Origin of the sequence: Pseudarthrobacter phenanthrenivorans (assembly GCF_036455295.1) — a bacterium.
Lineage (GTDB): Bacteria > Actinomycetota > Actinomycetes > Actinomycetales > Micrococcaceae > Arthrobacter > Arthrobacter phenanthrenivorans_C.
On sequence record NZ_JAYXNX010000009.1, the window covers coordinates 16610 to 42083 of the forward strand.

Consider the following 25474-nt stretch of genomic DNA (forward strand, 5'->3'; position numbering starts at 1 on the left):
ACCGGTCAACAGCACAACACCAGCACTCCGGCCACACCGGAACAGTTCTGCCTTGAGGAGGCGTGGATCATGGGGGATCTAGCGATAGATTTCTGCGGCGAATGGTACGAACCATCGGACGAGGACATCTTCAATATCGGCCGCGAGGGCGACCTCGAAGTGGATGACAACCCGTACCTGCACCGGCAGTTCCTGCAGGTGGCGCGCTACGACGGCATCTGGTGGCTCAGCAACGTGGGGAGCATGCTCTCCGCCACCGTGGCCGATGCCTCCGGCGGCATGCAGGCCTGGCTGTCGCCCGGCGCCCGGATTCCGCTGGTGTTCAGCCACACCAACGTCATTTTCACTGCCGGTCCCACGACGTACGAGTTCGCCGTGCACCTGAAGACGCCCTCCTTCCGGCAGGAAGCCCGCGAAGGGGCCAGCAGCGGGGACACCACGATCGGCCCGGTGGTCTTCACGGACGCGCAGAAAGCGCTGATCGTGGCGCTCGCCGAGCCCGTGCTCCGGCGCGAAGGCACCGGCTTCAGCAGCATCCCGTCCTCGGCGGCGGCCGCCAGGACCCTGGGCTGGGCCCTGACCCGGTTCAACCGGAAGCTGGACAACGTTTGCGACAAGCTGGACCGGGTGGGCGTGGTAGGGCTGCGCGGCGGCGGCGGCAAGCTCGCCACGAACCGCCGCGCCCGGCTGGTGGAACACGCCGTCACCACCCACCTGGTGACACCCGATGACCTGTACCTGCTCGAAAAGATGAGGGGCGTGGACGAAGGATGAGGATCCGGCTGACACTCCGCCGCGAACCCGCCGACGCCAAGGACCTGGCCGTCACGGTGGACGGCATGGCCACCGTGGCCGACATCGCCACCGTCCTCTGGGCGGCTGACCCGGACCGCAAGGGCACCCCTGCGCCGGACAACCTTTCCCTGCGTATTGACGAAGCCTTCGTGGGGGCCGGCATCAGCGGCAACGTCCTGGCCCGGGAGGACAACCTCCTCGAATCAGGGCTGAGGCCGGGGTCCGTAGTATCGCTGGCCCAGGTGAGCGGGCAGTTCCACGAGGCCGGAGCCAGCCGGGGACCCGCCGCGGCAACGCTGCGTGTACTGTCCGGGCCCGACGTCGGACGCGAATTTTCGCTGCCCACCGGCACCAGCTACATCGGCCGGGACCGGAACGTGGACATCCGCCTGACTGATCCGCTGACCTCCAAGCGGCACGCCCGGATCACGGTGGGCGAAAGCATCGAAATCGTTGACACCAACTCCGCCAACGGCCTCCTGATGGACGGCCTGCCCGTCACCCGCGCCACCCTCAACTCCTCCGATACGGTGACCCTGGGGGACACCACCGTCACCGTGGTGCCGCTGGGGCACAACCACGCGGCAGCGCCGACGTCGCCCCTGGTGGACTTCAACCGCTCCCCGCGCGTGGTGCCGCGTTTCGAGGTACTCAAGCGCGTCCTGCCTGCCGGACCCAAGCGTCCGGAGGACCAGCCCTTCCCGTACATCATGCTGGTGGCACCGCTCATGATGGGCGCCGTGATCTTCGCGGTGACGCAGAACGTGCTCTCCATGGTGTTCATGCTGATGATGCCCCTGTTCATCGTGGGCCACTACGTGGACACCCGGATGCGGACCCGGAAGCAACAGAAGGAACAGCTCAAGCAGTTCCGGGCCTCGATGGCCGCGTTCCGGCAGGACCTCACCGAACTGCAGCAGGTGGAACGGGCCGTCCGGCTCCAGGAAGCGCCGTCTGTCAGCGACACCGTGGATGCCATCTACAAGCTGGGGCCGCTGCTCTGGACGCACCGGCCGGAGCACTCCTCGTTCCTGGGCCTGCGCTTCGGGCTCGGCACCGCGCCGTCCCGCATTCCGCTGGAGGAACCCTCCAACAATGACACCGAGGTCCAGTACGCCCGCGAAATCCAGGACTGCATCAAGCAGTTCAGCGAGATCGAAGGCGTTCCCGTGGTCTCCCAGCTGCGCACCTCTGGCGCCCTGGGCATCGCCGGCGCACGCGGCCTGGTGGACGACGTCGCCCGCGGCATGGTGCTGCAGCTGGTGGGCCTGCATTCGCCGGCCGAGGTGGTCCTGACAGCCATCACGTCCGCCCAGTCCCGGGCCCGCTGGAACTGGCTGCAGTGGCTTCCGCACGTGGGATCGGGCCACAGCCCCCTGGGCGGGGACCACCTGGCCGCCGGTTCCGCCGGTGGTTCTTCCCTGCTGGCCCGCCTCGAAGACCTGGTCGAGGCCCGCGAGGCAGTAGCCAAACGGACCGCGCCCGAGCTGCGCCCCGGCATTGACCCCGTGAAGCATGAGCTTGAGGAACCGGTCCTGCCGTCCCTGCTGGTCATCGTGGAAGACGACGCCCCCGTGGACCGCGGCCGCCTCACCCGGCTGGCTGAACGGGGTCCCGATTCAGGTGTCCACGTCCTGTGGGTGGCCACCGACATCCAGGCGCTCCCTGCAGCCTGCCGCGACTTCATGGTGGTGGACGGCGACGACGGCACCACCACCGGCCAGGTGCGCCTGGGCCGCCACACCTACCCGGTCAGCTGCGAAAGCGTGGATGCGGAACTGGCTGCGCAGCTGGCACGGATGCTGGCGCCCGTGGTCGATGTGGGCAAGCCCGTCAACGATGATTCCGACCTGCCGCGCGCCGTTTCCTATGCAACCTTGATCGGCAAGGATTTCCTGGACAACCCGGAGGCGGTCGCAGAGCGCTGGACGGAGAACAATTCGGTTCGTGCCAGCGCTGTGGCCAACCGCAAGGACAACGGCACGCTCCGGGCCCTGGTGGGGTCCAAGGGCATCGAACCGCTTTACCTGGACCTGAAGAACGAAGGACCGCACGCGCTGGTGGGCGGAACCACCGGCGCTGGCAAGTCCGAGTTCCTGCAGTCCTGGGTCATGGGCATGGCCGCGGCCTACAGCCCGGACCGCGTCAGTTTCCTGTTCGTGGACTACAAGGGGGGCGCCGCGTTCGCCGACTGCATCAATCTTCCGCACACGGTGGGGCTGGTCACTGACCTGTCCCCGCACCTGGTGCGCCGGGCCCTGACGTCGCTGCGGGCAGAGCTGCACTACCGGGAACAGCTGTTGAACCGCAAGAAGGCCAAGGACCTGCTGGCCCTGCAGCGGGAGGCCGACCCCGACGCACCGCCGTACCTGATCATCATCGTGGACGAGTTCGCGGCCCTGGCCAACGATGTTCCCGAATTCGTCGACGGGGTGGTGGACGTGGCCGCCCGCGGCCGCTCCCTGGGCCTGCACCTCATCCTCGCCACCCAGCGGCCGGCGGGCGTCATCAAGGACAACCTCCGTGCCAACACCAACTTGCGCGTGGCGCTGCGCATGGCCGACGAGGATGACGCCACGGATATCCTCGGCGTGCCCGACGCTGCCTATTTCGACCCCGCCATACCCGGCCGCGGTGCAGCCAAGACGGGTCCCGGACGCATCCAGGGGTTCCAGACCGGTTATGCCGGCGGATGGACCACTGACAAGCCGCAGCGGCCCCAGATCGACATCGTGGAGATGGCCTTCGGTTCCGGGCCCAGCTGGGAAGCCCCCGCCCCTGACAAGCCCGTCGCCCAGGAACCGGCCGGGCCCAACGACATCGCCCGGATGACCTCCACCATCGTGCATGCTGCGGACCGCCTTGCCATCCAGCCGCCACGCAAGCCGTGGCTGGACGAACTGGCCAAGACCTACGACTTCTCCAAGCTGCCCAACCCGCGTACTGATGAACAGCTGCTGCTGGGCGTTGCCGACGATCCCGTCCACCAGGACCAGCCCACCGTGTTCTACGAGCCCGACCGGGACGGCAACATGGCCATCTATGGCACCGGCGGCTCGGGCAAGTCGGCAGCCCTGCGCGGCATCGCCATCGCCGCCGCGGTCACCCCGCGCGGGGGTCCGGTGCACGTGTACGGCATCGACTGCGGGTCGGCGGGGCTGCGGATGCTGGAGGAGCTTCCGCACGTGGGAGAGATCATCAACGGCGACGACGTGGAACGGGTGGGGCGCCTGCTCCGCCTCCTGCGCGATATCGCCGAGCTGCGGTCGGCCAAGTTTGCGGAGGTCCGGGCCTCCACCATCGTGGAGTACCGGAAGCTGGCCAACCGACCGGACGAAAAACGGATCTTCGTCCTGGTGGACGGCATGTCCGCCTTCCGCGAAGCCTACGAACACAGCAAGCTCTCCGGGCTCTGGGACATCTTCCTCCAGCTGGCCACCGACGGCCGGACGCTGGGCATCCACCTAGTGGTCACGGGTGACCGACCCAACGCCGTGCCCGCATCGCTGCTGGCCTCCATCCAGCGCCGGCTGGTGCTGCGCCTCTCCAACGAGGACGACTACATTTCCATGGACGTGCCCCGGGACGTCCTTACCGCCAATTCGCCCCCGGGCCGCGGGCTGCTGGACGGGCTCGAAGTACAGCTGGCGGTCCTGGGCGGCAACTCCAACCTGGCCCTGCAGGCCCGTGAAGTCCACAAGCTCAGCGAAGCCATGATGCGGCAGGGGCTGGGGACCGCGCCGGGCATCGAGCGGCTGCCGGAGCAGGTGGACCTTGACGTCCTGCCCGCCGGCAACCCGGACCTGCCGGTCATAGGCGTGGACGACGAGACGCTGCAGCCCGCCGAGCTCATGGCACGGGGCCCCCTGCTGCTTGCCGGGCCACCGGGTGCAGGGCGCACCGTAGCCCTGGTCACCCTGGCATACGCCCTGCGCCGGTCCAACCCCGGCACCGAGTTGATCTACGTGGGATCCCGCCGGTCCGCCGTCGCGTCACTTCCCATCTGGAACCGCGCCGTGGTGGGCCCTGACGACCTCGCCGAGGTGGTGGAGGACCTGGTGGAGCACTCCACCGGAAACCCGGGAACCGTGGCCATCTTCATTGAAGGCCTGACGGAGTTCACCGACACCATCGCCGAATCCGGCATGGCACAGCTGGTGACGGCTTCGCTCAAAGCGGACCAGTGGGTAGTGGGCGAGTCCGAGTCCTCCACCTGGTCCAGCGCCTGGCAGCTTGCGCAGCCGTTCAAATCCGGCCGGCGCGGGCTGCTGCTCAACCCGGGGGACATTGAGGGCGACAGCCTGCTCAACACCTCCCTGGGCCGCGTCAGTCCCGAGTTCATTCCGGGCCGCGGTTACGTGGTGGGACGCGGCAAGGCCCGGAAAATCCAGGTGGCGCTGCCGCCCGAAAACAGGGACTGAACAGCTCCGATGACTGCGGGGCCCCCGCTGCTGCGGATTTGCGGCCCCGCAGGGAGCTGTAGAAGACTACCGGGGACACCAGAAAGCCGTGGTGGGGGGACTGCGCGCATCGAAAGGTAGCAATGACCCCGTCCGTACCGGCCCGCCACGCTGTTTCGACGACGGCATCGGCAGCTGTCCTGGCCCTGGCCTTTGGCTTCTTCCCAACGTCCCCCGCACTCGCTGCCACGGCCGAGCCCTCGGTGGCCCCGGCCTCAACCTGCGGCATTCTCTGCCTGCCGGTCCTGGCCGGCAGCCCGGACACTGCCCAACCCGTACGGCCGCGGAAGACCAGGGACCCTGCTCCGCCAACTTCCCAGCCGGCACCTACTGCCGGGGTACCGGTCCAGCCGGCCCCGCCCCAGCCGCCGCAGGGAGACGCCGGGCTTCAGGACGCTGCACCACCTGATCCGGCGCTGGCCGCCAAGCCGGCAGATGACGTGGCCGGCCCGGCCACCGCCTCAGCCGCCGCCGGGTACCGGCCGCCCACCGGACCGTCCAGTGGCCAGGACTGGAACAGTCCCGTCGCGCGGTCCGCTGCGGCCGCTCCGATGGCTGCCGCCGTTCCCGCACGGGGCCAGGATTCCGACGGGCCGGAGTTCCTCCCCATCGCCCTGGGAACGCTGCTGGTGGCTGTTTCAGCCGGCTCCTTCGCCTGGTTCACACGCCACCGGAACCGGCTCCGGTCGCACTGAGCTGCACGCACCGGCCGCGCCGCCCTGCCACATGGGTGTCGGGGCTGTAGGGCAAGATAGGTCTGTGAGCACAGGACCAGGACATGCAGAACAGACCGCCGGCCGGACCACGGCGCCGCACGAGCCCGAAGCGATCCCCACCGAGGCCATCCGCGAGGAATACGACAACCTCGCGGACCTGGTGCGGAAGTACAGGTTCGCGTACTACCAGGAGGACGCGCCGCTGGTGTCGGACGCCGAGTTCGATGCTCTTTTCCGCCGCCTCGAGGAGATCGAGGCGCTGCACCCCGAACTGGTGGCCAACGATTCCCCAACCCAGGAAGTGGGCGGCGAGGTATCGGCCGCGTTCGCGCCGGTGGAGCACCTGCAGCGGATGTACAGCCTGGAGGACGTCTTCTCGCTCGACGAGCTTGAGGCCTGGCTCAACCGGGCCGAGGCCAGCATCGAGAAGATCGGCGACGGGAGCGGCAAGGCAGCGTGGCTGACCGAACTCAAGATCGATGGCCTGGCTGTCAACCTGCTCTACCGCGACGGCAAGCTGGTCCGTGCAGCCACCCGCGGCGACGGCACCACCGGCGAGGACATCACGCACAACCTGCTCACCATCAAGGAAATCCCGCAGGAACTGCGGGGCAACGGCTTCCCGGCCGAGATGGAGGTACGGGGTGAAGTGTTCATCCCGTCCAAGGCCTTCGCGGAATTCAACGAATCACTCATCGAAGCCGGCAAGGCACCGTTGGCCAATCCCCGGAACGCCGCAGCAGGGTCGCTCCGGCAGAAGGACCCCGCCGAAACCGCCAAGCGCCCGCTGAAAATGTTCGTCCACGGCCTCGGTGCCCGGGAGGGACTTGCGGCCGGCAGCCAGTCCGAGACGTACGGGCTCCTCAAGGAATGGGGCCTGCCGGTCAGCCCGTACTTCGAGGTGCTGGAAGCCCGCGACGACGTCCTGGCATTCATCGAACGCTACGGCGACCAGCGCCACAAGCTGCTCCATGAAATCGACGGCATCGTGATCAAGGTGGACGATTTCGGGACCCAGCGTGCCCTGGGCAACACCACGCGGGTTCCCCGCTGGGCCGTGGCCTACAAGTACCCGCCGGAGGAAGTCCACACCAAGCTGCTGGACATCCAGGTCAATGTGGGCCGCACCGGCCGCGTCACCCCCTACGGAGTCATGGAGCCGGTCAAGGTGGCCGGCTCCACTGTGGAAATGGCGACGCTGCACAACCAGGACGTGGTCAAGGCCAAGGGCGTCAAGATCGGCGACATCGTGATCCTGCGGAAGGCGGGTGACGTCATCCCGGAAATCGTGGGCCCGGTCCTGAACCTCCGCGACCAGCAGGACCCGCCGGTGCGCGACTTCGTGATGCCCACCGAATGCCCCTCCTGCGGCACGCCCCTGGCCCCCGCCAAGGAGGGGGACGTGGATGTCCGCTGCCCCAACGCCCGGTCCTGCCCATCGCAGCTGCGCGAGCGCGTGTTCCACGTGGCGGGCAGGGGTGCCTTCGACATCGAGGCGCTGGGCTGGGAGGCGGCCATCGCCCTGACCCAGCCCGCGGAGCCTGAGGTGCCGCCGCTGACCTCCGAAGCCCGGCTGTTCGACCTCACTCCCGGGGATTTGGCCGATGTCCGTATCCGGCGCGAGAAAAAGGCGAAGGGCGTTCCCACCGGCGAGTACGAGCTGGTGCCGTACTTCTTCAGTAAGGGCACCGCCAAGTCGCCGTCGAAGCCCACTGCCACAACCCAGAAGCTTTTCAAGGAACTGGAGAAGGCCAAGACCCAGCCCCTGTGGCGTGTCCTGGTTGCCCTGTCCATCCGCCACGTCGGTCCGCGCGCGTCGCGTGCCCTGGCACAGGCTTTCGGTTCCATGGACCGCATTCGTGCGGCCACCGAGGAGGAACTGGCCCATGTGGACGGGGTAGGCCCCACCATCGCCGCCGCACTGAAGGAATGGTTCGCGGAGGACTGGCACCTGGAGATCATCGACCGCTGGGCTGCCGCCGGGGTACGCATGGAGGACGAACAGGACGAGTCCATGCCCCGCACCCTGGAAGGGCTCACCGTGGTGGTCACAGGCTCCCTGCCCAACTTCAGCCGGGACGAGGCCAAGGAAGCCATCCTGCTCCGGGGCGGCAAGGCGGCCGGCTCCGTCTCAAAGAACACCAGCTACGTGGTGGCCGGCGAAAGCGCCGGCAGCAAGCTGGACAAGGCAGAACAGCTCGGCGTCCGGGTCCTGGACGAGGACGGGTTCCGGCAACTGCTCGACGGCGGCCCGGCTGCCTTGGGTGACGCCCCCGCAGCCGGCGCAGAACTTGGTGATGGTGCAGAACCAGGTGGGAGCGCAGAACCCGGTGACGGCGCAGAACCTGGCGGCAGCGCCGCGGCAACGGGCCGCGACGATAACGACGTCACCCAAGGGGCGGCTGTACCGGCCGCAGTGGAGGAGAACGCATGACGTCCGCAGCTGAACTCCTGGAGGTAGCCAGGCAGGCCGCCGCGGCAGGCGCCAACGTCCTCTCAGGCCGGGACGGCAACGCCTTGGACGCGAGCAACAAGGGGGCGGCCGGGGACTGGGTCACGGCCTTCGACCTGGCTGCCGAAAACGCCGTGCGTCGCGTCATCGCCGCTGCCCGCCCAGGTGACAGCATCACCGGCGAGGAACAGGGAACCACCCGGGCGGCCGACCCCACCGGTTACCGCTGGTCCATCGACCCCCTGGACGGCACCACCAACTTCATTCGCAACATCGTCTACTACGCCACCTCCGTGGCTGTCGCCGATGCCGACGGCGTCTGGCTGGCCGGCGTCGTCAACGCCCCTGCCCTGGGGCGGGTGTACTACGCTGCCCGCGGCCAGGGTGCGTGGCTGGAGGAACGCGGCACTATCACCAGGCTCGATGGCCCGGTACCGGGCCGCGCCGGGCAGATCCTGGCCACCGGGTTCAGCTACGAGCCCGACGTCCGCAGCGAGCAAGCCGCCGCTTTTGCCACCCTCATGGACGGCTTCGCCGACGTCCGCCGCCTGGGTTCCGCGGCCCTCGACCTGTGCATGGTGGCGGATGGAACGCATGATGCCTATGGCGAACGGGGACTCAACGAACACGACTTCTCGGCCGGGGCGCTGATCGCGGAGGAAGCCGGCTGCTGGGTGCGCAGGCCCCGCCTGACCAGCCCGCTCGACGGCGGCCCCACTGACGACGAACGGCTGGACGCCTGGACCTGTGCCGCCAGCCTGGAGCTGTCCGGGAAGTTTCCGCTGTAACAGGGGAGGTCCTTCGGGCGCAGGCGCCCGAGGGAGGGACTGTGCGGGATGCTGCGCAGCATCTGATAGTTCGATCACGGAAAACGCTTTTCCGCGCAGCCCACGGACCGGCTGCCACTACCATTGACGGGTGCAGCCGCAGCTAACCATCCGTCCCGCCGTCGAAGCCGACTTCCCCGCCATTGCCCGCATCACCGGGGACTCCTACCTGTCCGCAGGCTACTTTGACGACGCCTCGCACCCCTACATGGTCAAGATCATGGATGTTGCGGCACGGGCCGGGCAGGCCACCATCTGGGTGGCCGAACGGGAAGGAACCATCGTCGGCTCGGTCACCTTGGCACTGGCGGGGGAACCGTACGCGGACATCGCCCTGCAGGACGAGCTTGAATTCCGCATGCTGGTGGTAGACCCCGCCGTACAGCGCAGCGGCGCCGGCAAAGCCATGGTGGACGCCATCGTCAGCCATGCCAGGACGCTTCCCGGCATCCGTGCAGTGGCCCTCACCACTGGCCAAACCTGGGAAAGCGCGCACGGCCTGTACCGGAAGACCGGCTTCCACCGGGCCCCTGAACGGGACTGGCTGGTCCCCGGAACCGACATAAAACTGCTGGTTTACCGGCGCGACCTGTAGCAGCCCTACAGTGGTGGCGACCCATTCCAGCTTTGAAAGGCCCACCCATGCGCAAAACCTTCGGCAGCGGATCCGTCTGGGAACAGACCCTCGGCTATTCCCGCGCCGTCCAGGTGGACAACACCCTCTACATCTCCGCCACCGCGGCCAGCGGTGACGACGGAATCGTGGGGCATGACTTCTACACCCAGACCCAGTACATCCTGCAGAAACTCGGCAAGGTCCTGGCCGACGCCGGATTCGGCTATGAGGACGTGGTGCAGTCCAAGCTGTACCTGACGGACATCAGCAAATGGGAAGAGGCCGGCCGCGCCCACGGCGAGGTGTTCGGAGAGATCCGCCCCACTCTCTCCCTGGTCCACGTGCTCCCGTTCCTGGACCCCAAGATGCTCGTCGAGATCGAACTGGTGGCCCAGAAGAGCGCGTAACGCGGAAGTTTCTTCTGCCCTACCGGGCCGGCAGGCCGTATCGGTGTTCCGGCCTGCCGGTGGTCCCGTAGCGGAGCTGGATGTCCACCGCGCCATCGTCAGCCAGGGAGGACAGGTACCGCTGGGCGGTGGCACGGGAGACACCCACGCGTGAGGCCACCTCGGCGGCCGAGTACTGCTCGCCGCTGACCAGCGATTCCAGGACCGCCGCTTCCGTGGCCGAACGGGGTTTGGACGACGGCGTGACATCCCCCGGAATCAGCGCACGTTTGGCGCGTTCCACCCCGTCCTGGTCCAGAGCCCCCGGCTGGGCCAGGAGGCGGCGGTAGCGGGCATAGGAGCGCAACTGCTGCGACAGCGACTCGGCGGTGAACGGCTTCAGCAGGTAACCCAGCGCGCCGCGGCGGAACGCCGCCCGGACTGAGGCGGCGTCGGAGGCGGCGCTCAGGATGATGGTGTCCACATCCAGCTGCTGCAGCAGGTCCAGGCCCGAGGCATCCGGAAGGTAGACGTCCAGCAGCACCAGGTCCGGCCGCAGGCTGTGGATGGCCTGCAGGGCCAGGGACGCGCTGCCCGCGGGTGCCAGCGCCAGGAAGCCGGCCACCGAGTCCACGTAGGTGGCGTGCAGCTTGGCCACGTGGAAGTCGTCATCCACAATCAGGACCCGAAAATCGTCAGCCATTGTCATCCTTTCCGGCTGCCCCCAGCTGGTGGGCGGCAGGGCTTCCTGCCGTTGTGTGTGGCAATGTGGCCATGAACACTGCACCGGGGCCGCCCCTGGTTCCGCGTTCGAGCACTGTGACGTCCCCTCCGCGGCGGCGGGCCAGCTGGCGGGCCAGCGCCAGCCCAAATCCCTGGCCCCCTCCTGCACGCACGGGGCCGGTGGCGGTGGTGAAACCTTCGGCGAACACGCGCTCCGCGTCCGTTCCGTCCGCCAACCCGTCACCGGAGTCGGCGACCACCACGTGCAGCGTGCCGCCGTCGTCGCCCGGCTCGTCCAGCACCTCAAGCTCCACCCAACGTTCGGTAGAGGACCCCGCCACGGCGGCGTTCACCGCGTTGTCGATCAGGTTGCCCAGCACGGTGGTCACATCCTGGGCCTGGGTCACCTGGCCGCGGACCAGCGTCTCCGGCCCAATGCGGAGGGCAACGCCACGTTCGTCCGCCTCCACGCCCTTGGCGCCGACGAATGCCTGCAGGTACGGGTCCTGGAGCAGCTCGGCCTGGTCCACCGGGAACTTCAGCGGTCCCGTGGCGGCCAATCCGGCCAGGTAGTCGCGTGCCTCATGGTGCTGCCCGATGCCCAGGAAGCCGGCCAGCGTGTGCAGCTGGTTGGCGAACTCATGCCGCTGGGCGCGCAGCGCCGTGGACATGGTGCCCACAGCGTCGAGTTGCCGGGTGAGCTCCTGCAATTCCGTTCGGTCGCGCAGCATGATGACCCAGCCCAGGTCCTCCCTGCGGTGCAGTGCCTTGCGCGCGTTCACTACCAGGACCCGGCCGCCGGCTACCAGTTCCAGGGCATCCTGGCCTGCACTGCCGGTACCCGGGGCCGGGCCTGCGGCACCGGTTCCCGGCCGGGTCAGCGACTTCAGCTGCTCCGGCACCGGAGCGTCCTCCCAGGCAGTACCGGACAGGTCGGGCAATCCGAGCAGGCGCTGCGCGGCGGCGTTGAAGACGCTGATCCGGCCGTCGGCACTCACGCCGATGACGCCGTCGTCCACGCCCTGCAGTACGGCAACCTGGTCGTGGACCAGCGTGCTGATCTCTTCAGGCTCCAGGCCCAGGGTGAGGCGCTGCAGGCGCCGGCGCAGCAGGAAGGACCCCAGGACCCCGGCCAGCAGGGCTCCGGCGGCCGTCAGCGCCACCGGCCCGATGTCCCGCGCCACGCTTTGGGCGACGGTCTCCATGGAATAGCCCACGCTGACCTCGCCCACCACCGTCGCCGTGCCGGTAGCGTACACCGGAACCTTCGCCCCGGCGGAAGGGCCCAGGGTTCCGCTGTTCCGGGTGGTGATCTCCTGCCCGGACAACGCCTCGGACGGGTCGGTGCTGACCTTTTCGCCGAGCCGTTGGGGGTCGGGATGCGCCAGCCGGATGCCGGTTTCGTCGGTGATCACCACGAAGAGTGCGCCCGTCCGAGTTCGCGCTGCCTCGGCGGACGCCTGCAGTGGGCCGGCCAGAAGCTCCGCGGGCGGGGGAGTGCCCGGCTGTTCACTGATGGCCAGCCCGTCCGCCCGGACCTCGGGATCGGAGGCGACGGTGCGGGCGAGGGTCAGCGCCTGGTTCTCGGCGTCGCTGCCCACCCGGTCGTAGGTCAGCCAGGCATGGACGGCGGCGCTGAGCAGCACCACCAGCAGAACCACGGCCAGCTGCAGCAGGAGCGTCTGGGTGGAAAACCGCAGCGGCGGCCGGGGCGCGGAACGCTGCATTCATCCTCCTTGGCGGGTACTGCCTGACGGTAGCGGGCGGGCGCCCTCCAGCGCGAAAAGCTGCGTGAGCATAATGAGCAAAATGCTCCCAATAAGCAGTATGCCAATCAACTGAGCCAAAGACACTGCCGTGACGGACGCCACCCTACAGTCTGTAGCACGCATCACAACGCTGTGGTGCTGTTCACAAGAAGGAGCCGGCTGTGCTGGTAATACTTGGATTCGCCATGATCGCGGTTTTCATGGTGTTGATCATGACGAAGAAGTTGACGCCAGTGCTGGCGCTGATCATTGTCCCTACTGTTTTTGGCCTGTTCGCCGGGGCCGGCCTCGGCATCGGCGACATGGTGATGGACTCCATGAAGTCCATGACCTCCACCGCGGCCCTGCTGATGTTCGCCATCATCTACTTCGGCCTGATGATCGACGTCGGACTGTTTGACCCGCTGGTGAAGTTCATCCTCCGCAAGCTGGGCAACGACCCCGCCAAGGTTGTGCTGGGCACCGCCACCCTGGCCGCCGCCGTATCCCTGGACGGTGACGGGTCCACCACCTTCATCCTTACCACCGCGGCCATGCTGCCGGTCTACCTGCGCCTGAAGATGAGCCCCGTGGTCCTTACCTGCGTGGCCGGCCTGGCCAACGGCACCATGAACATCCTGCCGTGGGGCGGCCCCACGGCCCGCGCCGCCACCGCCCTGAAGATCGACGTCAACGACGTCTTCGTCCCCATGATCCCGTCCCTGGTGGCCGGCCTGGTCGTCGTCTTCGCCTTCTCCTGGCTGCTGGGCCTGCAGGAACGCAACCGCCTCCGCGCCACCGCTCCCGAAATCTGGGGCGTCCCGGACACCGCAGCAGAGTTCGACGGCGGCACTTCCGCGGGTGCCTCCGGAACCGGCGGCGCGGGCAGCAGCCGCGGACGCAAGGGCGGCAACCCTGGCGGAGCAGCCCCCGCCGTCGACCGTTCCCTCAGCGGCGGCCCCCTGGGCGGTGCCGGCGTCACCGTGCTGGAACGCACCGAAGCCCTCGTGGACGAGAACGACTCCGCCATGGCGGACACCGCACTCGATCCCAACCGCAGCACCCTGCGCCCCAAGCTGTTCTGGTTCAACCTCGCCCTGACCGTCGCGGTCATGGTGGTCCTCGTGGCCAATGTCATTCCGCTGCCGTTCGTCTTCATGGTGGGCGCCGCGATCGCCCTGCTGGTCAACTTCCCCAAGGTCAAGGACCAGGGCGCCCAGCTGATCGCCCACGCACCGTCCATCGTCGCCGTGGTCAGCATGGTCATGGCCGCCGCAGTCCTCACCGGCGTCCTCAAGGGCACCGGCATGGTCGGGGCAATGTCCGCGTGGCTGGTCCAGATCATCCCGTCCTCCATGGGTCCGTTCATGGCCGTCATCACCGGCGTCCTCAGCATCCCCATGACGTTCTTCATGAGCAATGACGCGTTCTACTTCGGCGTCCTGCCGGTGCTCAGCGAGACCGCCGCCCACTACGGTGTCGGTGCCGCGGACATGGCCCGCGCCTCCATTACCGGCCAGCCGTTCCACCTCCAGAGCCCGCTGGTTCCGGCCATCCTGCTGCTGGTGTCGCTGGCCAAGGTGGACCTCGGTGACCACCACAAGAAGGTCCTGTGGCGCACGGCCGTCATCTCGCTGGTAATGCTTGGTGTCGGCATGCTGACCGGAGCCATTGGTATCGGTTAGTCTGTAGCTGCCCGTGCTCCTGTCCCCGCGGCAGGATGCGGGTATCGAAGGTGCCCGTCTGACGCCCGCTGGGGGATGTCAGACGGGCATCTGCGTTTCCCCACTAGACTGGATCGGAAAACAATTCGAACTTTGCAGGGGAGATCCATGGCTGCGATCAACCGTGACGACGTCGCGCATCTCGCGCGGCTCGCTCACATCGAGATGAGTGCCGAAGAGCTGGACAGGATGGCCGGCGAGCTCGCCGTCATCGTCGATTCGGTGAAGTCCGTCAGCGAGGCCGCGGGGGACGATGTGCCCGCCACCTCGCACCCCATTCCGCTGACCAACGTGTTCCGCGAGGACGTCGTTGGCCACACCTTCACCGCGGAACAGGCACTCTCCGGCGCCCCGGACTCCGATGAGAACCGTTTCAAGGTCCCCGCCATCCTGGATGAGGCATAACCATGACTGAACAAAACATCAGCGCCGATACCCTGATCCGCCTCTCTGCGGCGCAGCTCGCGGACAAACTGCGTGCCGGCGAGGTCACCGCCGTCGAAGCCACCCAGGCCCACCTGGACCGCATCGCGGCCGTGGACGGCAAGGTCAATGCCTTCCTGCACGTCAACGCCGAGGAAGCTCTCTCTGTCGCTGCCGAGGTGGACGCCATCCGCGCCGCCGGTGGTGCAGAAGCCGAAGCACTGCACTACCTGGCCGGCGTCCCCATCGCCGTCAAGGACCTCATCGTCACCATCGGCCAGCCCACTACGGCCGGATCGAAGATCCTCGAAGGCTGGCACAGCCCGTACGACGCCACCGTGGTGGAGCGCCTGCGCGCCGCCAAGATGCCCATCCTGGGCAAAACCAACCTGGACGAGTTCGCCATGGGCTCCTCCACGGAGCACTCCGCCTACGGACCCACCCGCAACCCGTGGGACCTGGACCGGATCCCCGGCGGCTCCGGCGGCGGTTCCGCTGCAGCCGTTGCCGCCTTCGAAGCGCCCCTGGCCCTGGGCACGGACACCGGCGGTTCCATCCGCCAGCCCGGCGCCGTCACCGGCACCGTGGGCGTGAAGCCCACCTACGGCAGCGTCTCCCGCTACGGCGCCATCGCCATGGCCTCCTCCCTGGACCAGATCGGCCCCGTTACCCGGACCGTCCTGGACTCCGCCCTGCTGCACCAGGTCATCGGCGGCCACGACCCCCGCGACTCCACCTCGTTGCCGGACCCGCTGGCGGACCTCGTCGCCGCAGCGAAGACCGGCAGCGTTGAGGGGCTCCGCATTGGCATCATCAAGGAACTGCACGGCGAGGGCTACCAGGCCGGCGTCGAAAACCGCTTCAACGATGCACTGGAGCTGCTCAAGGACGCCGGCGCGGAGATCGTTGAGGTCTCCTGCCCCAACTTCCAGTACGCCCTGGGCGCCTACTACCTGATCATGCCGTCCGAGGCCTCCTCCAACCTGGCCAAGTTCGACGGCGTCCGCTACGGCCTGCGCGTCCTCCCCGAAGAGGGCCCCATGACCATTGAGCGCGTCATGGGTGCCACCCGCGCCGCCGGCTTCGGCGACGAGGTCAAGCGCCGCATCATTCTGGGCACCTACGCCCTGTCCGCCGGCTACTACGAGGCCTACTACGGCTCCGCGCAGAAGGTCCGCACCCTGGTCCAGCGGGACTTCGAAGCCGCCTTCGCGCAGGCCGACGTGCTGATCTCGCCCACCGCCCCCACCACGGCGTTCCCGCTCGGCGAAAAACTGGACGATCCGCTGGCCATGTACCTCAACGACGTCGCCACCATCCCCGCCAACCTCGCCGGCGTGCCCGGCCTGTCGCTGCCGGGCGGCCTCGCGGATGAGGACGGGCTGCCCGTCGGCATCCAGCTCCTGGCCCCCGCCCGCGAGGACGCCCGCCTGTACCGGGTGGGTGCGGTCCTGGAATCGCTGCTCGAAGCCAAATGGGGCGGCCCGCTGCTGGCCCAGGCTCCTTCGCTGGTTGAGCCTGCCGGAACTGCCGCTGACACCCTCGAGACCCAGGAGGCAAAATAATGAGCACTGACGAAATCCTGAGCTTCGATGAGGCAATGGAGAAGTACGATCCCGTCCTGGGGTTTGAGGTCCACGTGGAACTCAACACCAAGACCAAGATGTTCTCCTCCGCCCCCAACGTCTTCGGCGACGAGCCCAACACCAACGTCAACGAGGTGGACCTCGGCATGCCCGGCGTCCTTCCCGTGGTGAACAAGACCGCGGTGGAGTCCTCCATCAAGATCGGCCTGGCGCTGAACTGCAAGATCGCCGAATCCTGCCGCTTCGCCCGGAAGAACTACTTCTACCCGGACACCCCCAAGAACTTCCAGACCTCCCAGTACGACGAGCCCATCGCGTATGACGGCTACCTGGATATCGAACTTGAGGACGGCACGGTGTTCCGCGTGGAGATCGAGCGCGCGCACATGGAGGAGGACGCCGGCAAGCTGACCCACATGGGCGGGGCCACCGGCCGCATCCAGGGTGCGGACTTCTCGCTGGTGGACTACAACCGCGCCGGTGTTCCGCTGGTGGAAATCGTCACCAAGCCCATCGAGGGCGCGGGCTCCCGGGCGCCGGAACTGGCCAAGGCCTACGTTGCCGCCATCCGCGAGATCGTGAAAAACCTGGGCGTCTCCGACGCAAAGATGGAACGCGGCAACGTCCGCTGCGACGCCAACGTCTCGCTCCGCCCGCACGGCCGCGAACGGTTTGGCATCCGGTCGGAAACCAAGAACGTGAACTCGCTGCGCGCCGTCGAACACGCCGTCCGCTACGAGATCCAGCGCCACGCCGCCGTCCTGGACTCCGGCACCCCGGTTGTCCAGGAGACCCGGCACTGGCACGAGGACACCCGCACCACCACGTCGGGCCGGCCCAAGTCCGATGCCGACGACTACCGCTACTTCCCGGAACCGGACCTGGTTCCCGTGGTGGCCTCCCGCGAATGGGTGGAGGAACTGCGCGCCACCCTCCCGGAGCCGCCGGCGGAGCGCCGCAAGCGCCTCAAGGCAGACTGGGGCTACTCCGACCTGGAGTTCCGCGACGTGGTGAACGCCGGCGTCCTGGACGAGATCGAGGAAACCATTGCCGCCGGCGCTTCGGCGTCCGTGGCCCGCAAATGGTGGATGGGCGAGATCGTGGGACGCGCCAAGGCCGCCGACGTCGACCCCGGCCAGCTGGGCGTCAGCCCCGCCACCGTTGTGGAACTGAGCCGCATGGTGGAAGCCGGCAAGATCAACAACAAGATGGCCTCCCAGGTGCTGGACGGCGTACTCGCCGGCGAGGGCACTCCGGAAGAGATCATCGAAAAGCGCGGCCTGGCGGTCGTGTCCGACGACGGTCCCCTCCTGGAAGCCATCGACGCCGCACTCGCCGCGCAGCCGGATGTTGCGGACAAGATCCGCGGCGGCAAGGTGCAGGCCATCGGCGCGATCGTGGGCGGTGTCATGAAGGCCACCCGTGGCCAGGCCGACGCCGGCCGCGTCCGCGAACTGATCCTGGAGAAGCTGGGCGTCACGGTCTAGCGTTTCCTCCCGGCCCGGGCCGCAGCCGGCGCTATTGGGTTTTCCCAACGGCGTCTCGCTGCGGCCCGGATTCGCGTTAACCACGTGGTAGGTACTCAGGCGGCGGTCTCTGAAAGTACGCGTGGCCGCCCGCGGGCAGCGGACTTACACTGGAGCCCACGGGGCGCCGGTGCCCCGGCGTCCAGTTGCGGCGCGAGCGTGCGGGAGGAACAGCCATGGCGGTCCGGAAACCAATGAAGGCGCGGAGGGTGGCGCTTGCCGGCGCGGTGGCCCTGGCACTGACCGGGACCGGGGCCGCGCTGGCATGGTCCGCGACTGGCGCGCCCACTCCGACCCCCTCGGCGTCCCCTGCTCCATCCCAGTCGGCGCCGGGTAACTCCGGCAACGCTCCAGGGCATAACAAGCCGGGCAAGGACCAGCGAGCACAGCCCCTGCACGGGGAGGCCGTAGTCAAGAACCCGGACGGTACTTTCACGACCGAGCTGGAGCAGCGGGGGACCGTGGAGTCCGTCAGCGGCACTGCCATCACGGTCAGGAGTGAGGACGGCTTCTCCCAGACCTACACCGTCAACAGCGACACCAAAATCATCAAGGTTCCCGCCGCGGGACCCACTGGCACAGGTACTCCAGGCAGTCCGGGTGCGACGCCCACCCCGGGAGCAACGGGCGACGACGGCAAGCGGCCCAGGGCGGCGGACGGAACCATCGCCGACATTGCTGTGGGTGACGCCGTGCGGATAGCCGGCCTCAAGGACGGGGACAAGGCCACGGCCAAGCGGATCGTGAAGGGTGCGGCCGACGGGCCTGGCATGGGGCTGGGGCGCGGCCTGGGACGCAGCCAGGGCCCGGGGCACGGCAAAAGCCTGGGGCACAAGATGGACAAGGGCAACGACCAGGATGTCGAGGACTCGTAGCTTCCGGAACAATGCCCCTTTTCAGCCCTGCTGCACCAGCCCTGCCATGATGTCCTCCAGCGCCTCGCAGACCATCACAACGGCCCTCCGCTTCAGGTTCTCCGGCCTCGCAAGCAGGTCGATCCTGCGGCGGGTGCTGATGCCCTCCAGTGGACGCAGCACGATGTCCGGGTTGAGGACCGGGCCTGCCGTGTACCTGGGCAGAAGCCCCACCACTCCGCCGGCGGCCACGAGGGCAGCCACCGTTGAATAGTCGTTGATGCGGTGAATGATGTTGGGCACCCGGCTGGAGACGGCAGCGATGGCGGACAGGACATCGGCAGGGGAATACCCGGGGTGGCTGGTCACCCAAGCCTCGGCGCCGACGTCGTCCGCCGTGACCGTGTCCCGCCGGGCCAAGGGGTGGTTGGCGGGCAGGGCGACGTCCAGGGGTTCGTGGGCCAGCGGGATCACGGCAACGCGGTCCGCGGGCCAGCGCGGGCTGTGGTCCATCCTGTGGGCCAGGACCAGGTCATACCGCGCGGTGAGGGCCGGAAAGTCCTGCTGCGCGACGTCCTCGTCCGACAGTTCGATCCGGGGGTGTTCCGGCTGGTCCAGCATCCGGGCCAGCGGGGCGAACAGGGCCTGTCCCGCGCTGTGGAACCCGCTGACTGTTACCCGTCCGGCAGGGGAGCCGTGATAGGTGCCCAGCGCGCCGCGGGCATCGGCCATGGCGCTGACGACGGCGGCCCCCGCGTCGGCGAGTACCTGGCCAGCCTCGGTCAATACCAGGTTCCGGCCCTCCTTGCGTGTCAGCGGAACGTCCACCGAGCGCTGCAGGTGCGCCAGTTGCTGGGACACTGCCGACGGGGTCACCATGAGCGTATCGGCCACGGCCTTCACACTGCCCAGCGCGCCCAGTTCCCGCAGGATTTCAAGCTGATGAACCTCCATACGTCCACTCTAATCATTAGCAATAGCTACATCGTCGATTGAGAAAATTCCTGTTGTGCTAAAGAATCGGCAGGGCTTCAATGGGGACGTACCCCGCAGATCGAATGCCAAGCAGTAAGGATGCCAATGAAGGCCCTGTATAAAGCCGGCCCCCACGCCGGATTCGAGCTCGTCGAACGGCCCGAACCCGCAGCAGGCCCGGCTGACGTGAAGATCCGGGTCATGACCACCGGAATCTGCGGCACGGATCTGCACATCCAGTCCTGGGACGCCTGGGCGCAGGGGATCATCGAAGCCCCCCTGATTGCCGGGCACGAGTTCTATGGCGAAGTGGTTGAAGTGGGCGAGGATGTCCGGGAGATCAAGGTCGGGGACAGGGTCTCCGGCGAAGGCCACGTGGTCTGCGGCATCTGCCGGAACTGCCGCGCCGGACGCCGCCAGATGTGCATCCACACAGTCAGCGTGGGAGTCCAGCGTGATGGCGCCTTTGCCGAATATGTCGTGATCCCCGAAACCAATGTCTGGGTCCATCATGACCCCTCCGTCACGCCCGAACTCGGCGCCATCTTCGACCCTTTCGGCAACGCGGTGCACACGGCCCTGAGCTATCCGCTCGTGGGGGAGGACGTGCTGATCACCGGCGCGGGTCCCATCGGCCTCATGGCCATCGCGGTGGCCCGTCACGCAGGTGCGCGGAAGATCGTCATCACGGACGTTTCCCGGCCGCGGCTGGAGCTGGCACGGCAGCTCGGAGCCGATCTCGCCATCCACGTCTCCACCACCCGGGTGCGCGACGCCCAACGCGAGCTTGGCATGCGCGAAGGCTTCGACGTCGGAATGGAAATGTCCGGCCACCCCTCGGCCCTGCCTGAGATGATCGACAACATGAACCACGGCGGCCGGATCGCCATGCTGGGCCTGCCCAGCCAGGAGATCACTATCGACTGGGGCAAGGTGGTCACCCACATGCTCACGCTCAAGGGCATCTACGGCCGCGAAATGTACGAAACCTGGTACGCCATGAGCGCCATGCTCTCCTCCAACCCCGTGCTGCACGCCGGAATTTCCGCCGTGGTCACGGATACGCTGCCCGCGACGGACTGGGAGAAGGGCTTCGAGATTGCGCGCAGCGGCGTTGGCGGCAAAGTTGTCCTCGACTGGACCCGACTGTAAGACCTGACGGTAAGGAAACCTATGTACACCTCCATCAAGGACCAGCTCCACGACGAGCTGGAAGAAATCCGCACGGCCGGGCTCTACAAGACAGAGCGCAGCATCAGCTCACCGCAGTCCAGCCATATCACCGCCGGCCGGATCGGCGGACCGGGCGCCGACGTGCTGAACTTCTGCGCCAACAACTACCTGGGCCTGGCGGACCATCCCGAGATCATCAGCGCCGCCAAGACCGCCATGGACGAGCGCGGCTTTGGCATGGCCAGCGTACGCTTTATTTGCGGCACCCAGGACCTGCACCTGCAGCTCGAAGCCCGGGTTTCCAGATTCCTGGGCACCGAGGACACCATCCTGTTCTCCAGCTGCTTCGACGCCAACGGCGGCGTCTTCGAGTCCCTGCTCGGCCCGGATGACGCAGTGATTTCCGACGCCCTGAACCACGCGTCCATCATCGACGGGATCCGCCTGTGCAAGGCCAAGCGCTACCGGTACGCCAACCGGGACATGGCAGAGCTTGAGTCCCGCCTGCAGGAAACGCAGGACGCGCGCCGCAAATTGATCGTTACCGACGGCGTTTTCTCCATGGACGGATACCTGGCTCCGCTCCAGGAAATCTGCGACCTCGCCGAGAAGTACGGCGCCATGGTGATGGTGGACGACTCCCACGCGGTGGGCTTCATGGGGGCCACCGGTGCGGGGACACCCGAACACGCAGGAGTCTCGGACCGCGTGGACATCTACACAGGCACGTTCGGCAAGGCTCTTGGCGGAGCGTCGGGCGGCTATGTGTCCGGCCGCAGGGAGATCGTCGCCATGCTGCGGCAGAAGGCCCGGCCCTACCTCTTCTCCAACTCGCTGGCGCCCGCGATTGTGGCCGCCACCCTGAAGGCGCTGGACCTGGTGGAAAACTCCGGTGACCTGCGGCGCCGGCTGTTCGAAAACGCCGCCCTGTTCCGCCGCCGCATGACGGAAGAAGGCTTCGACCTGCTGCCCGGAGAACACGCGATCGTGCCGGTCATGTTCGGCGACGCCGTCATGGCCGCCAAGGTGGCCGACCGGATGCTGCAGCACGGCGTCTTCGTCACCGCCTTCAGCTTCCCGGTAGTCCCGCGCGGAGCCGCAAGGATCCGGGTGCAGCTGTCCGCCGCCCATTCAGCGGACGACGTCGAAGCGTGCGTCCGTGCCTTCGTCGCCAGCCGTGCCGAGGCGGCAGCAGCCTGACCCGGATTTAGTCGAGGCGGGAGTCCCGGATGGCGCGAACTCTGGCAGGATGATCGGATGGCAGCACACTACGATGTCCTGATTGTGGGCGGCGGCATAGCCGGCCTGTCACTGGCGTCCGCGCTCGCGGGCCGCTGCAGCGTTGGTTTGGTGGAGGCGGAGCAGGAGCTGGCGTACCACACGTCCTCCCGCTCCGCCCGCCAGCTGATCCCGAGCTACGGGCCGCCCGTGGTGCAGGAACTCACGGTGCGCACCCTGGAGCTGCTCTCGGCCCGGGACGCGGAATTGCCGGAACCGGTCCTGACGCCGCGCAGCTTCATGCTGATCGGTTCCGAACCCGAGGTGGCCGCGGAAGCCAGCGGACACATGCGCTCCATCCCGGTGGACCGCGCCCTGGAACTGTGTCCGGCGCTGGTCCCGGGAACCTTCGCCGCCGCCGGCCTGGATACCGGCTCCTTCGGCTGCAACGCGCCCCTGCTCCTCAGTGAGCACCGTAAACAGGCGCTCGCCGCCGGCGCCGACATTTTTACGGGGGCACGGGTGCATTCGGCCCAGCGGGTGGGTACCGGTTGGCAGGTGGGGGCCGGTGCAGAGGGGTTCAGCGCCGGGGTGCTGGTCAACGCGGCCGGTGCCTGGGCTGACGAGCTCGCGGTGATCAGTGGTGTGGAGAAGCTGGGGCTGCAGCCGTACCGGCGCACCGCGGCGATTGCCGCCGTCGAACATCCCCTTCCTGGGCAAAGCCCTATGGTGGCGGCTGCGGACAACACGTTCTACTTCCGCCGCGAAGGCAACGACGTGCTCATCTCGCCGTCGGAGCACGTGGCCAGCGGCCCCGAGGACGCCCGGCCCCGCCCCGGCGACGTGGAACGCCTGGTGGAGCGGTTGAATTCGTTGACCAGCTTGGGGATCCGGGAGATCCGCCGCGCCTGGACCGGCCTGCGTACGGAAGCAGCCGACGGCGTCCCCGTGGCCGGGTTCGACGCGGAAGCCCCCGGCTTCTATTGGCTCGCCGGCCAGGGCGGTTATGGCTTCCAGACCTCGTCAGCCCTGGCGGAGCTGGCCGCGGAGCAGATACTGGCGGGGATGACGGTTTCCCGCGACGCAACCGGAGACCGTCCGGAATCCCGGACAGCACAGGCGCTCGCTGCCACACGATGGTCCATCCGGCGTTAAAGAATGGTCCTATGAGTACCCTGATTACCAACATTGCCGAGCTGATGACCCAGGACCTGGAGCGCCGGGTCCTGAAGGACGCGGCAGTGGTCATTGAGGGGGAGCGGATCTCCTGGATCGGTGCCGCGGCCAGTGCGCCGCCCGCCGACCAGGTGGTGGACGCCGGCGGCAGGGCAATGCTGCCCGGGTGGGTCGACTCCCACAGCCACCTGCTCTTCGCGGGCGACCGAACCGCGGAATTCGAGGCCCGGATGGCGGGGGAGGCCTATGCCGCGGGCGGCATCGCCGTCACGATGAACGCAACGCGCGCCACCTCGGATTATGACCTGACCCGGCTCGCCATGGGACGGGTTGCCGAGGCCGTCTCGCAGGGAACCACCTACCTGGAAACGAAAACCGGATACGGCCTGGATGTTGAGCATGAGGCCCGCAGCGCGCGCATTGCCTCCACCGTGGCGGACCAGGTGACCTACCTGGGGGCCCATCTGGTTCCCGCGGGACAGGACCCTGACGAATACACCGACCTGGTGTGCGGCCCCATGCTCGCCGCCGTCCGCCCCTACGTCCAGTGGGCCGACGTCTTCTGCGAAGAGGGGGCCTTCACGGCCGAGCAGTCCCGTCGCGTGCTGGTGGCTTGCCGCGACGCGGGCCTGGGCCTGCGGGTACACGGCAACCAGCTCGGTGAAGGTCCCGGCGTGCAGCTCGCCGTTGAGCTTGGCGCCGCCAGCGTGGACCACGTGAACTACCTTGCCGTTCAGGACGTCAAGGCCCTGGCCGCGTCCTGGTCCGGCTGGGACCCGGCCACGGGGAGCGGGGAGCGGGGCACCGTTGCCACGTGCCTTCCCGCCTGCGACCTTTCCACCCGCCAGCCGCTGGCCCCGGCGCGCGAACTCCTGGACGCGGGAGTGCAGGTGGCACTGGCCTCCAACTGCAACCCCGGCACGTCCTACACCAGTTCCATGGCTTTTTGCGTGACCACTGCCGTCCTGCAGATGCACCTGAGCGTGCACGAGGCCGTCCGCGCGGCCACCTATGGCGGGGCCCTGGCGTTGCATAAGGAACGCGGAAGGGACGCCGACGGGGAGCGCGCAGTGGGGTCCATCGCCGTCGGACACCGTGCCGACCTGCACCTGCTGAATGCCCCGTCCGCCACGCACCTCGCCTACCGGCCGGGGATGCCGTTGACGTACGCTGTGTGGCGGGCCGGCGTACGGGAGCGCTGACGAGAGGCCGCGTTTTGATTGTTCCTGATCGTTTCCCTTCGGTTATAATCAGGAATCGTCATCAAGAGTGGTGGCTGCAGTATCGAAAGGCCCTTTGGGATGACGCGCACTGACCGGTTGACTGCCATTCTTGACCTGCTGGCCAAGACCGGCCAGGTGGAGGTGGATGAAATCGTCAGCACCCTCAACGTTTCCCCAGCCACGGCGCGACGCGACCTGGACAGCCTGGCCAAGCGCCGCCTGCTGACCCGCACCCGCGGCGGCGCCACTACCGGTGCCCTCGCCTACGACCTGCCCGGGCGCTACAACCGCGACGACCATGCCGAGGCCAAGGAACAGATCGCGCTGTGCGCCTCGGCGCTGATCCGGCCCGGAGCGGTGATCGGTCTCTGCGGGGGAACCACCAGCACCGCGCTGGCCCAAATCCTGGCCACCCGTGAGGACCTGAACGCGCCCTCCAACCAGCCCACGCTCACCGTGGTCACCAATGCCATCAACATTGCCGGGCAACTGGCAGTGCGGCCGAACATCAAGGTCATGGTCACCGGTGGAATCCTTAATCCCCGGTCTTACGAGCTGGTGGGCCCCTACACGGACATCATCATGCAGAAGGTGGTGCTGGACATCGCGTTCATCGGGGTTAATGGGATCGACCCCGAGGTGGGACCCACCAACACGGGCGAGGGGGAGGCGTCCGTGAACGCCCTGCTGGCGAGCCGGGCGCGGGTGTCCTACGTCCTGGCCGACTCCTCCAAGGTGGGTGTGCGGGCCTTTGCCACCATGGACGGCTACGACTTCACGCGGCTCATCACTGACGCCGGCATTTCTGCCCGCGATAAGGCCGCCTTTGAGGCCAACGGCACGGAAGTGATCGTGGCACCGGCCTGATCCGGC

The 25474-nt window shown here is 67.8% G+C and carries 20 protein-coding genes; 17 read left to right on the plus strand and 3 right to left on the minus strand.

The features are described from left to right. Positions 1-69 precede the first annotated feature (69 nt). The 7 genes from VXJ37_RS12830 (at position 70) to VXJ37_RS12860 (ending at position 10273) form a co-directional block, all read left to right on the plus strand. Positions 70-774 (plus strand): hypothetical protein, encoded by a 705-nt coding sequence (locus tag VXJ37_RS12830; protein ID WP_331323410.1) that lies wholly within the window; start codon positions 70-72, stop codon positions 772-774. Beyond that, on the plus strand, positions 771-5216 hold the full coding sequence (locus tag VXJ37_RS12835) for an FtsK/SpoIIIE domain-containing protein (RefSeq protein WP_331323411.1): 4446 nt from the start codon (positions 771-773) through the stop codon (positions 5214-5216). Before VXJ37_RS12830 ends, VXJ37_RS12835 begins: the two co-directional genes overlap by 4 nt. Before the next feature lie 122 nt (positions 5217-5338). Then, on the plus strand, positions 5339-5950 hold the full coding sequence (locus VXJ37_RS12840) for a hypothetical protein (RefSeq protein ID WP_331323412.1): 612 nt from the start codon (positions 5339-5341) through the stop codon (positions 5948-5950). A gap of 64 nt (positions 5951-6014) precedes the next feature. Beyond that, the gene (ligA, locus tag VXJ37_RS12845; RefSeq protein ID WP_331323413.1) at positions 6015-8405 is read left to right on the plus strand and encodes an NAD-dependent DNA ligase LigA; all 2391 of its coding nucleotides are present in this window, start codon (positions 6015-6017) and stop codon (positions 8403-8405) included. After that, entirely contained in the window at positions 8402-9211 is an 810-nt protein-coding gene (locus VXJ37_RS12850; protein ID WP_331323414.1) for an inositol monophosphatase family protein, read from the plus strand. The genes ligA and VXJ37_RS12850 overlap by 4 nt, the downstream gene beginning before the upstream one ends. A 130-nt stretch (positions 9212-9341) precedes the next feature. Beyond that, positions 9342-9845 (plus strand): GNAT family N-acetyltransferase, encoded by a 504-nt coding sequence (locus VXJ37_RS12855; protein ID WP_331323415.1) that lies wholly within the window; start codon positions 9342-9344, stop codon positions 9843-9845. Between the two features lie 47 nt (positions 9846-9892). Further along, complete coding sequence (locus tag VXJ37_RS12860) at positions 9893-10273, plus strand: RidA family protein (protein WP_331323416.1); 381 nt, start codon at positions 9893-9895, stop codon at positions 10271-10273. A gap of 19 nt (positions 10274-10292) precedes the next feature. On the opposite strand, the gene VXJ37_RS12865 is transcribed toward VXJ37_RS12860, so the two are convergent. Together VXJ37_RS12865 and VXJ37_RS12870 are read right to left on the minus strand one after the other, a co-directional pair. Then, on the minus strand, positions 10293-10955 hold the full coding sequence (locus VXJ37_RS12865) for a response regulator (protein WP_331323417.1): 663 nt from the start codon (positions 10953-10955) through the stop codon (positions 10293-10295). Continuing rightward, positions 10948-12702 carry a sensor histidine kinase gene (locus VXJ37_RS12870; RefSeq protein WP_331323418.1) on the minus strand — a complete coding sequence of 585 codons (1755 nt, stop codon included), beginning with the start codon at positions 12700-12702 and terminating at the stop codon, positions 10948-10950. The genes VXJ37_RS12865 and VXJ37_RS12870 overlap by 8 nt, the downstream gene beginning before the upstream one ends. A gap of 203 nt (positions 12703-12905) precedes the next feature. On the opposite strand from VXJ37_RS12870, the gene VXJ37_RS12875 reads away from it, so the two are divergent. From VXJ37_RS12875 to VXJ37_RS12895, 5 genes are all read left to right on the plus strand, one after another. Continuing rightward, entirely contained in the window at positions 12906-14408 is a 1503-nt protein-coding gene (locus tag VXJ37_RS12875) for a CitMHS family transporter (RefSeq protein ID WP_331323419.1), read from the plus strand. Between the two features lie 147 nt (positions 14409-14555). Further along, positions 14556-14852: an Asp-tRNA(Asn)/Glu-tRNA(Gln) amidotransferase subunit GatC gene (gene gatC / locus VXJ37_RS12880; RefSeq protein ID WP_141940678.1), complete on the plus strand. Its 297-nt coding sequence runs from the start codon at positions 14556-14558 to the stop codon at positions 14850-14852. A gap of 2 nt (positions 14853-14854) precedes the next feature. Continuing rightward, positions 14855-16435 carry an Asp-tRNA(Asn)/Glu-tRNA(Gln) amidotransferase subunit GatA gene (gene gatA, locus VXJ37_RS12885; RefSeq protein WP_331323420.1) on the plus strand — a complete coding sequence of 527 codons (1581 nt, stop codon included), beginning with the start codon at positions 14855-14857 and terminating at the stop codon, positions 16433-16435. After that, on the plus strand, positions 16435-17943 hold the full coding sequence (gene gatB, locus VXJ37_RS12890; RefSeq protein ID WP_331323421.1) for an Asp-tRNA(Asn)/Glu-tRNA(Gln) amidotransferase subunit GatB: 1509 nt from the start codon (positions 16435-16437) through the stop codon (positions 17941-17943). The genes gatA and gatB overlap by 1 nt, the downstream gene beginning before the upstream one ends. A gap of 215 nt (positions 17944-18158) precedes the next feature. Beyond that, a complete protein-coding gene (locus VXJ37_RS12895; protein WP_331323423.1) occupies positions 18159-18857 on the plus strand; it encodes a hypothetical protein in 699 nt (232 codons plus the stop codon). A gap of 21 nt (positions 18858-18878) precedes the next feature. On the opposite strand, the gene VXJ37_RS12900 is transcribed toward VXJ37_RS12895, so the two are convergent. Then, positions 18879-19790, minus strand: coding sequence for a LysR family transcriptional regulator (locus tag VXJ37_RS12900; RefSeq protein WP_331323424.1), 912 nt, complete (start codon positions 19788-19790; stop codon positions 18879-18881). A gap of 126 nt (positions 19791-19916) precedes the next feature. Between VXJ37_RS12900 and tdh the strand changes: the two genes are divergently transcribed. From tdh to VXJ37_RS12925, 5 genes are all read left to right on the plus strand, one after another. Continuing rightward, entirely contained in the window at positions 19917-20963 is a 1047-nt protein-coding gene (gene tdh / locus VXJ37_RS12905) for an L-threonine 3-dehydrogenase (protein WP_331323425.1), read from the plus strand. Between the two features lie 21 nt (positions 20964-20984). Continuing rightward, complete coding sequence (locus VXJ37_RS12910; protein ID WP_331323426.1) at positions 20985-22184, plus strand: glycine C-acetyltransferase; 1200 nt, start codon at positions 20985-20987, stop codon at positions 22182-22184. Between the two features lie 57 nt (positions 22185-22241). Then, positions 22242-23357, plus strand: coding sequence for an NAD(P)/FAD-dependent oxidoreductase (locus VXJ37_RS12915; protein ID WP_331323427.1), 1116 nt, complete (start codon positions 22242-22244; stop codon positions 23355-23357). Between the two features lie 11 nt (positions 23358-23368). After that, a complete protein-coding gene (hutI, locus tag VXJ37_RS12920; RefSeq protein ID WP_331323428.1) occupies positions 23369-24580 on the plus strand; it encodes an imidazolonepropionase in 1212 nt (403 codons plus the stop codon). Positions 24581-24679: 99 nt separating this feature from the next. Beyond that, positions 24680-25468, plus strand: coding sequence for a DeoR/GlpR family DNA-binding transcription regulator (locus VXJ37_RS12925; RefSeq protein WP_331323429.1), 789 nt, complete (start codon positions 24680-24682; stop codon positions 25466-25468). Positions 25469-25474: the final 6 nt, after the last annotated feature.

Excerpts from the sequence above, each read along its gene's own strand:
- VXJ37_RS12910 (WP_331323426.1), top strand. The coding sequence starts at position 20,985 with ATGTACACCTCCATCAAGGACCAGCTCCACGACGAGCTGGAAGAAATC.
- hutI (WP_331323428.1), top strand. The coding sequence starts at position 23,369 with ATGAGTACCCTGATTACCAACATTGCCGAGCTGATGACCCAGGACCTG.
- VXJ37_RS12915 (WP_331323427.1), top strand. The coding sequence starts at position 22,242 with ATGGCAGCACACTACGATGTCCTGATTGTGGGCGGCGGCATAGCCGGC.
- VXJ37_RS12895 (WP_331323423.1), top strand. The coding sequence starts at position 18,159 with ATGGCGGTCCGGAAACCAATGAAGGCGCGGAGGGTGGCGCTTGCCGGC.
- gatA (WP_331323420.1), top strand. The coding sequence starts at position 14,855 with ATGACTGAACAAAACATCAGCGCCGATACCCTGATCCGCCTCTCTGCG.
- VXJ37_RS12850 (WP_331323414.1), top strand. The coding sequence starts at position 8,402 with ATGACGTCCGCAGCTGAACTCCTGGAGGTAGCCAGGCAGGCCGCCGCG.
- VXJ37_RS12830 (WP_331323410.1), top strand. The coding sequence starts at position 70 with ATGGGGGATCTAGCGATAGATTTCTGCGGCGAATGGTACGAACCATCG.
- VXJ37_RS12870 (WP_331323418.1), bottom strand. The coding sequence starts at position 12,702 with ATGCAGCGTTCCGCGCCCCGGCCGCCGCTGCGGTTTTCCACCCAGACG.
- VXJ37_RS12900 (WP_331323424.1), bottom strand. The coding sequence starts at position 19,790 with ATGGAGGTTCATCAGCTTGAAATCCTGCGGGAACTGGGCGCGCTGGGC.
- gatB (WP_331323421.1), top strand. The coding sequence starts at position 16,435 with ATGAGCACTGACGAAATCCTGAGCTTCGATGAGGCAATGGAGAAGTAC.
- VXJ37_RS12925 (WP_331323429.1), top strand. The coding sequence starts at position 24,680 with ATGACGCGCACTGACCGGTTGACTGCCATTCTTGACCTGCTGGCCAAG.
- VXJ37_RS12840 (WP_331323412.1), top strand. The coding sequence starts at position 5,339 with ATGACCCCGTCCGTACCGGCCCGCCACGCTGTTTCGACGACGGCATCG.
- VXJ37_RS12835 (WP_331323411.1), top strand. The coding sequence starts at position 771 with ATGAGGATCCGGCTGACACTCCGCCGCGAACCCGCCGACGCCAAGGAC.
- VXJ37_RS12860 (WP_331323416.1), top strand. The coding sequence starts at position 9,893 with ATGCGCAAAACCTTCGGCAGCGGATCCGTCTGGGAACAGACCCTCGGC.
- tdh (WP_331323425.1), top strand. The coding sequence starts at position 19,917 with ATGAAGGCCCTGTATAAAGCCGGCCCCCACGCCGGATTCGAGCTCGTC.
- gatC (WP_141940678.1), top strand. The coding sequence starts at position 14,556 with ATGGCTGCGATCAACCGTGACGACGTCGCGCATCTCGCGCGGCTCGCT.
- VXJ37_RS12865 (WP_331323417.1), bottom strand. The coding sequence starts at position 10,955 with ATGGCTGACGATTTTCGGGTCCTGATTGTGGATGACGACTTCCACGTG.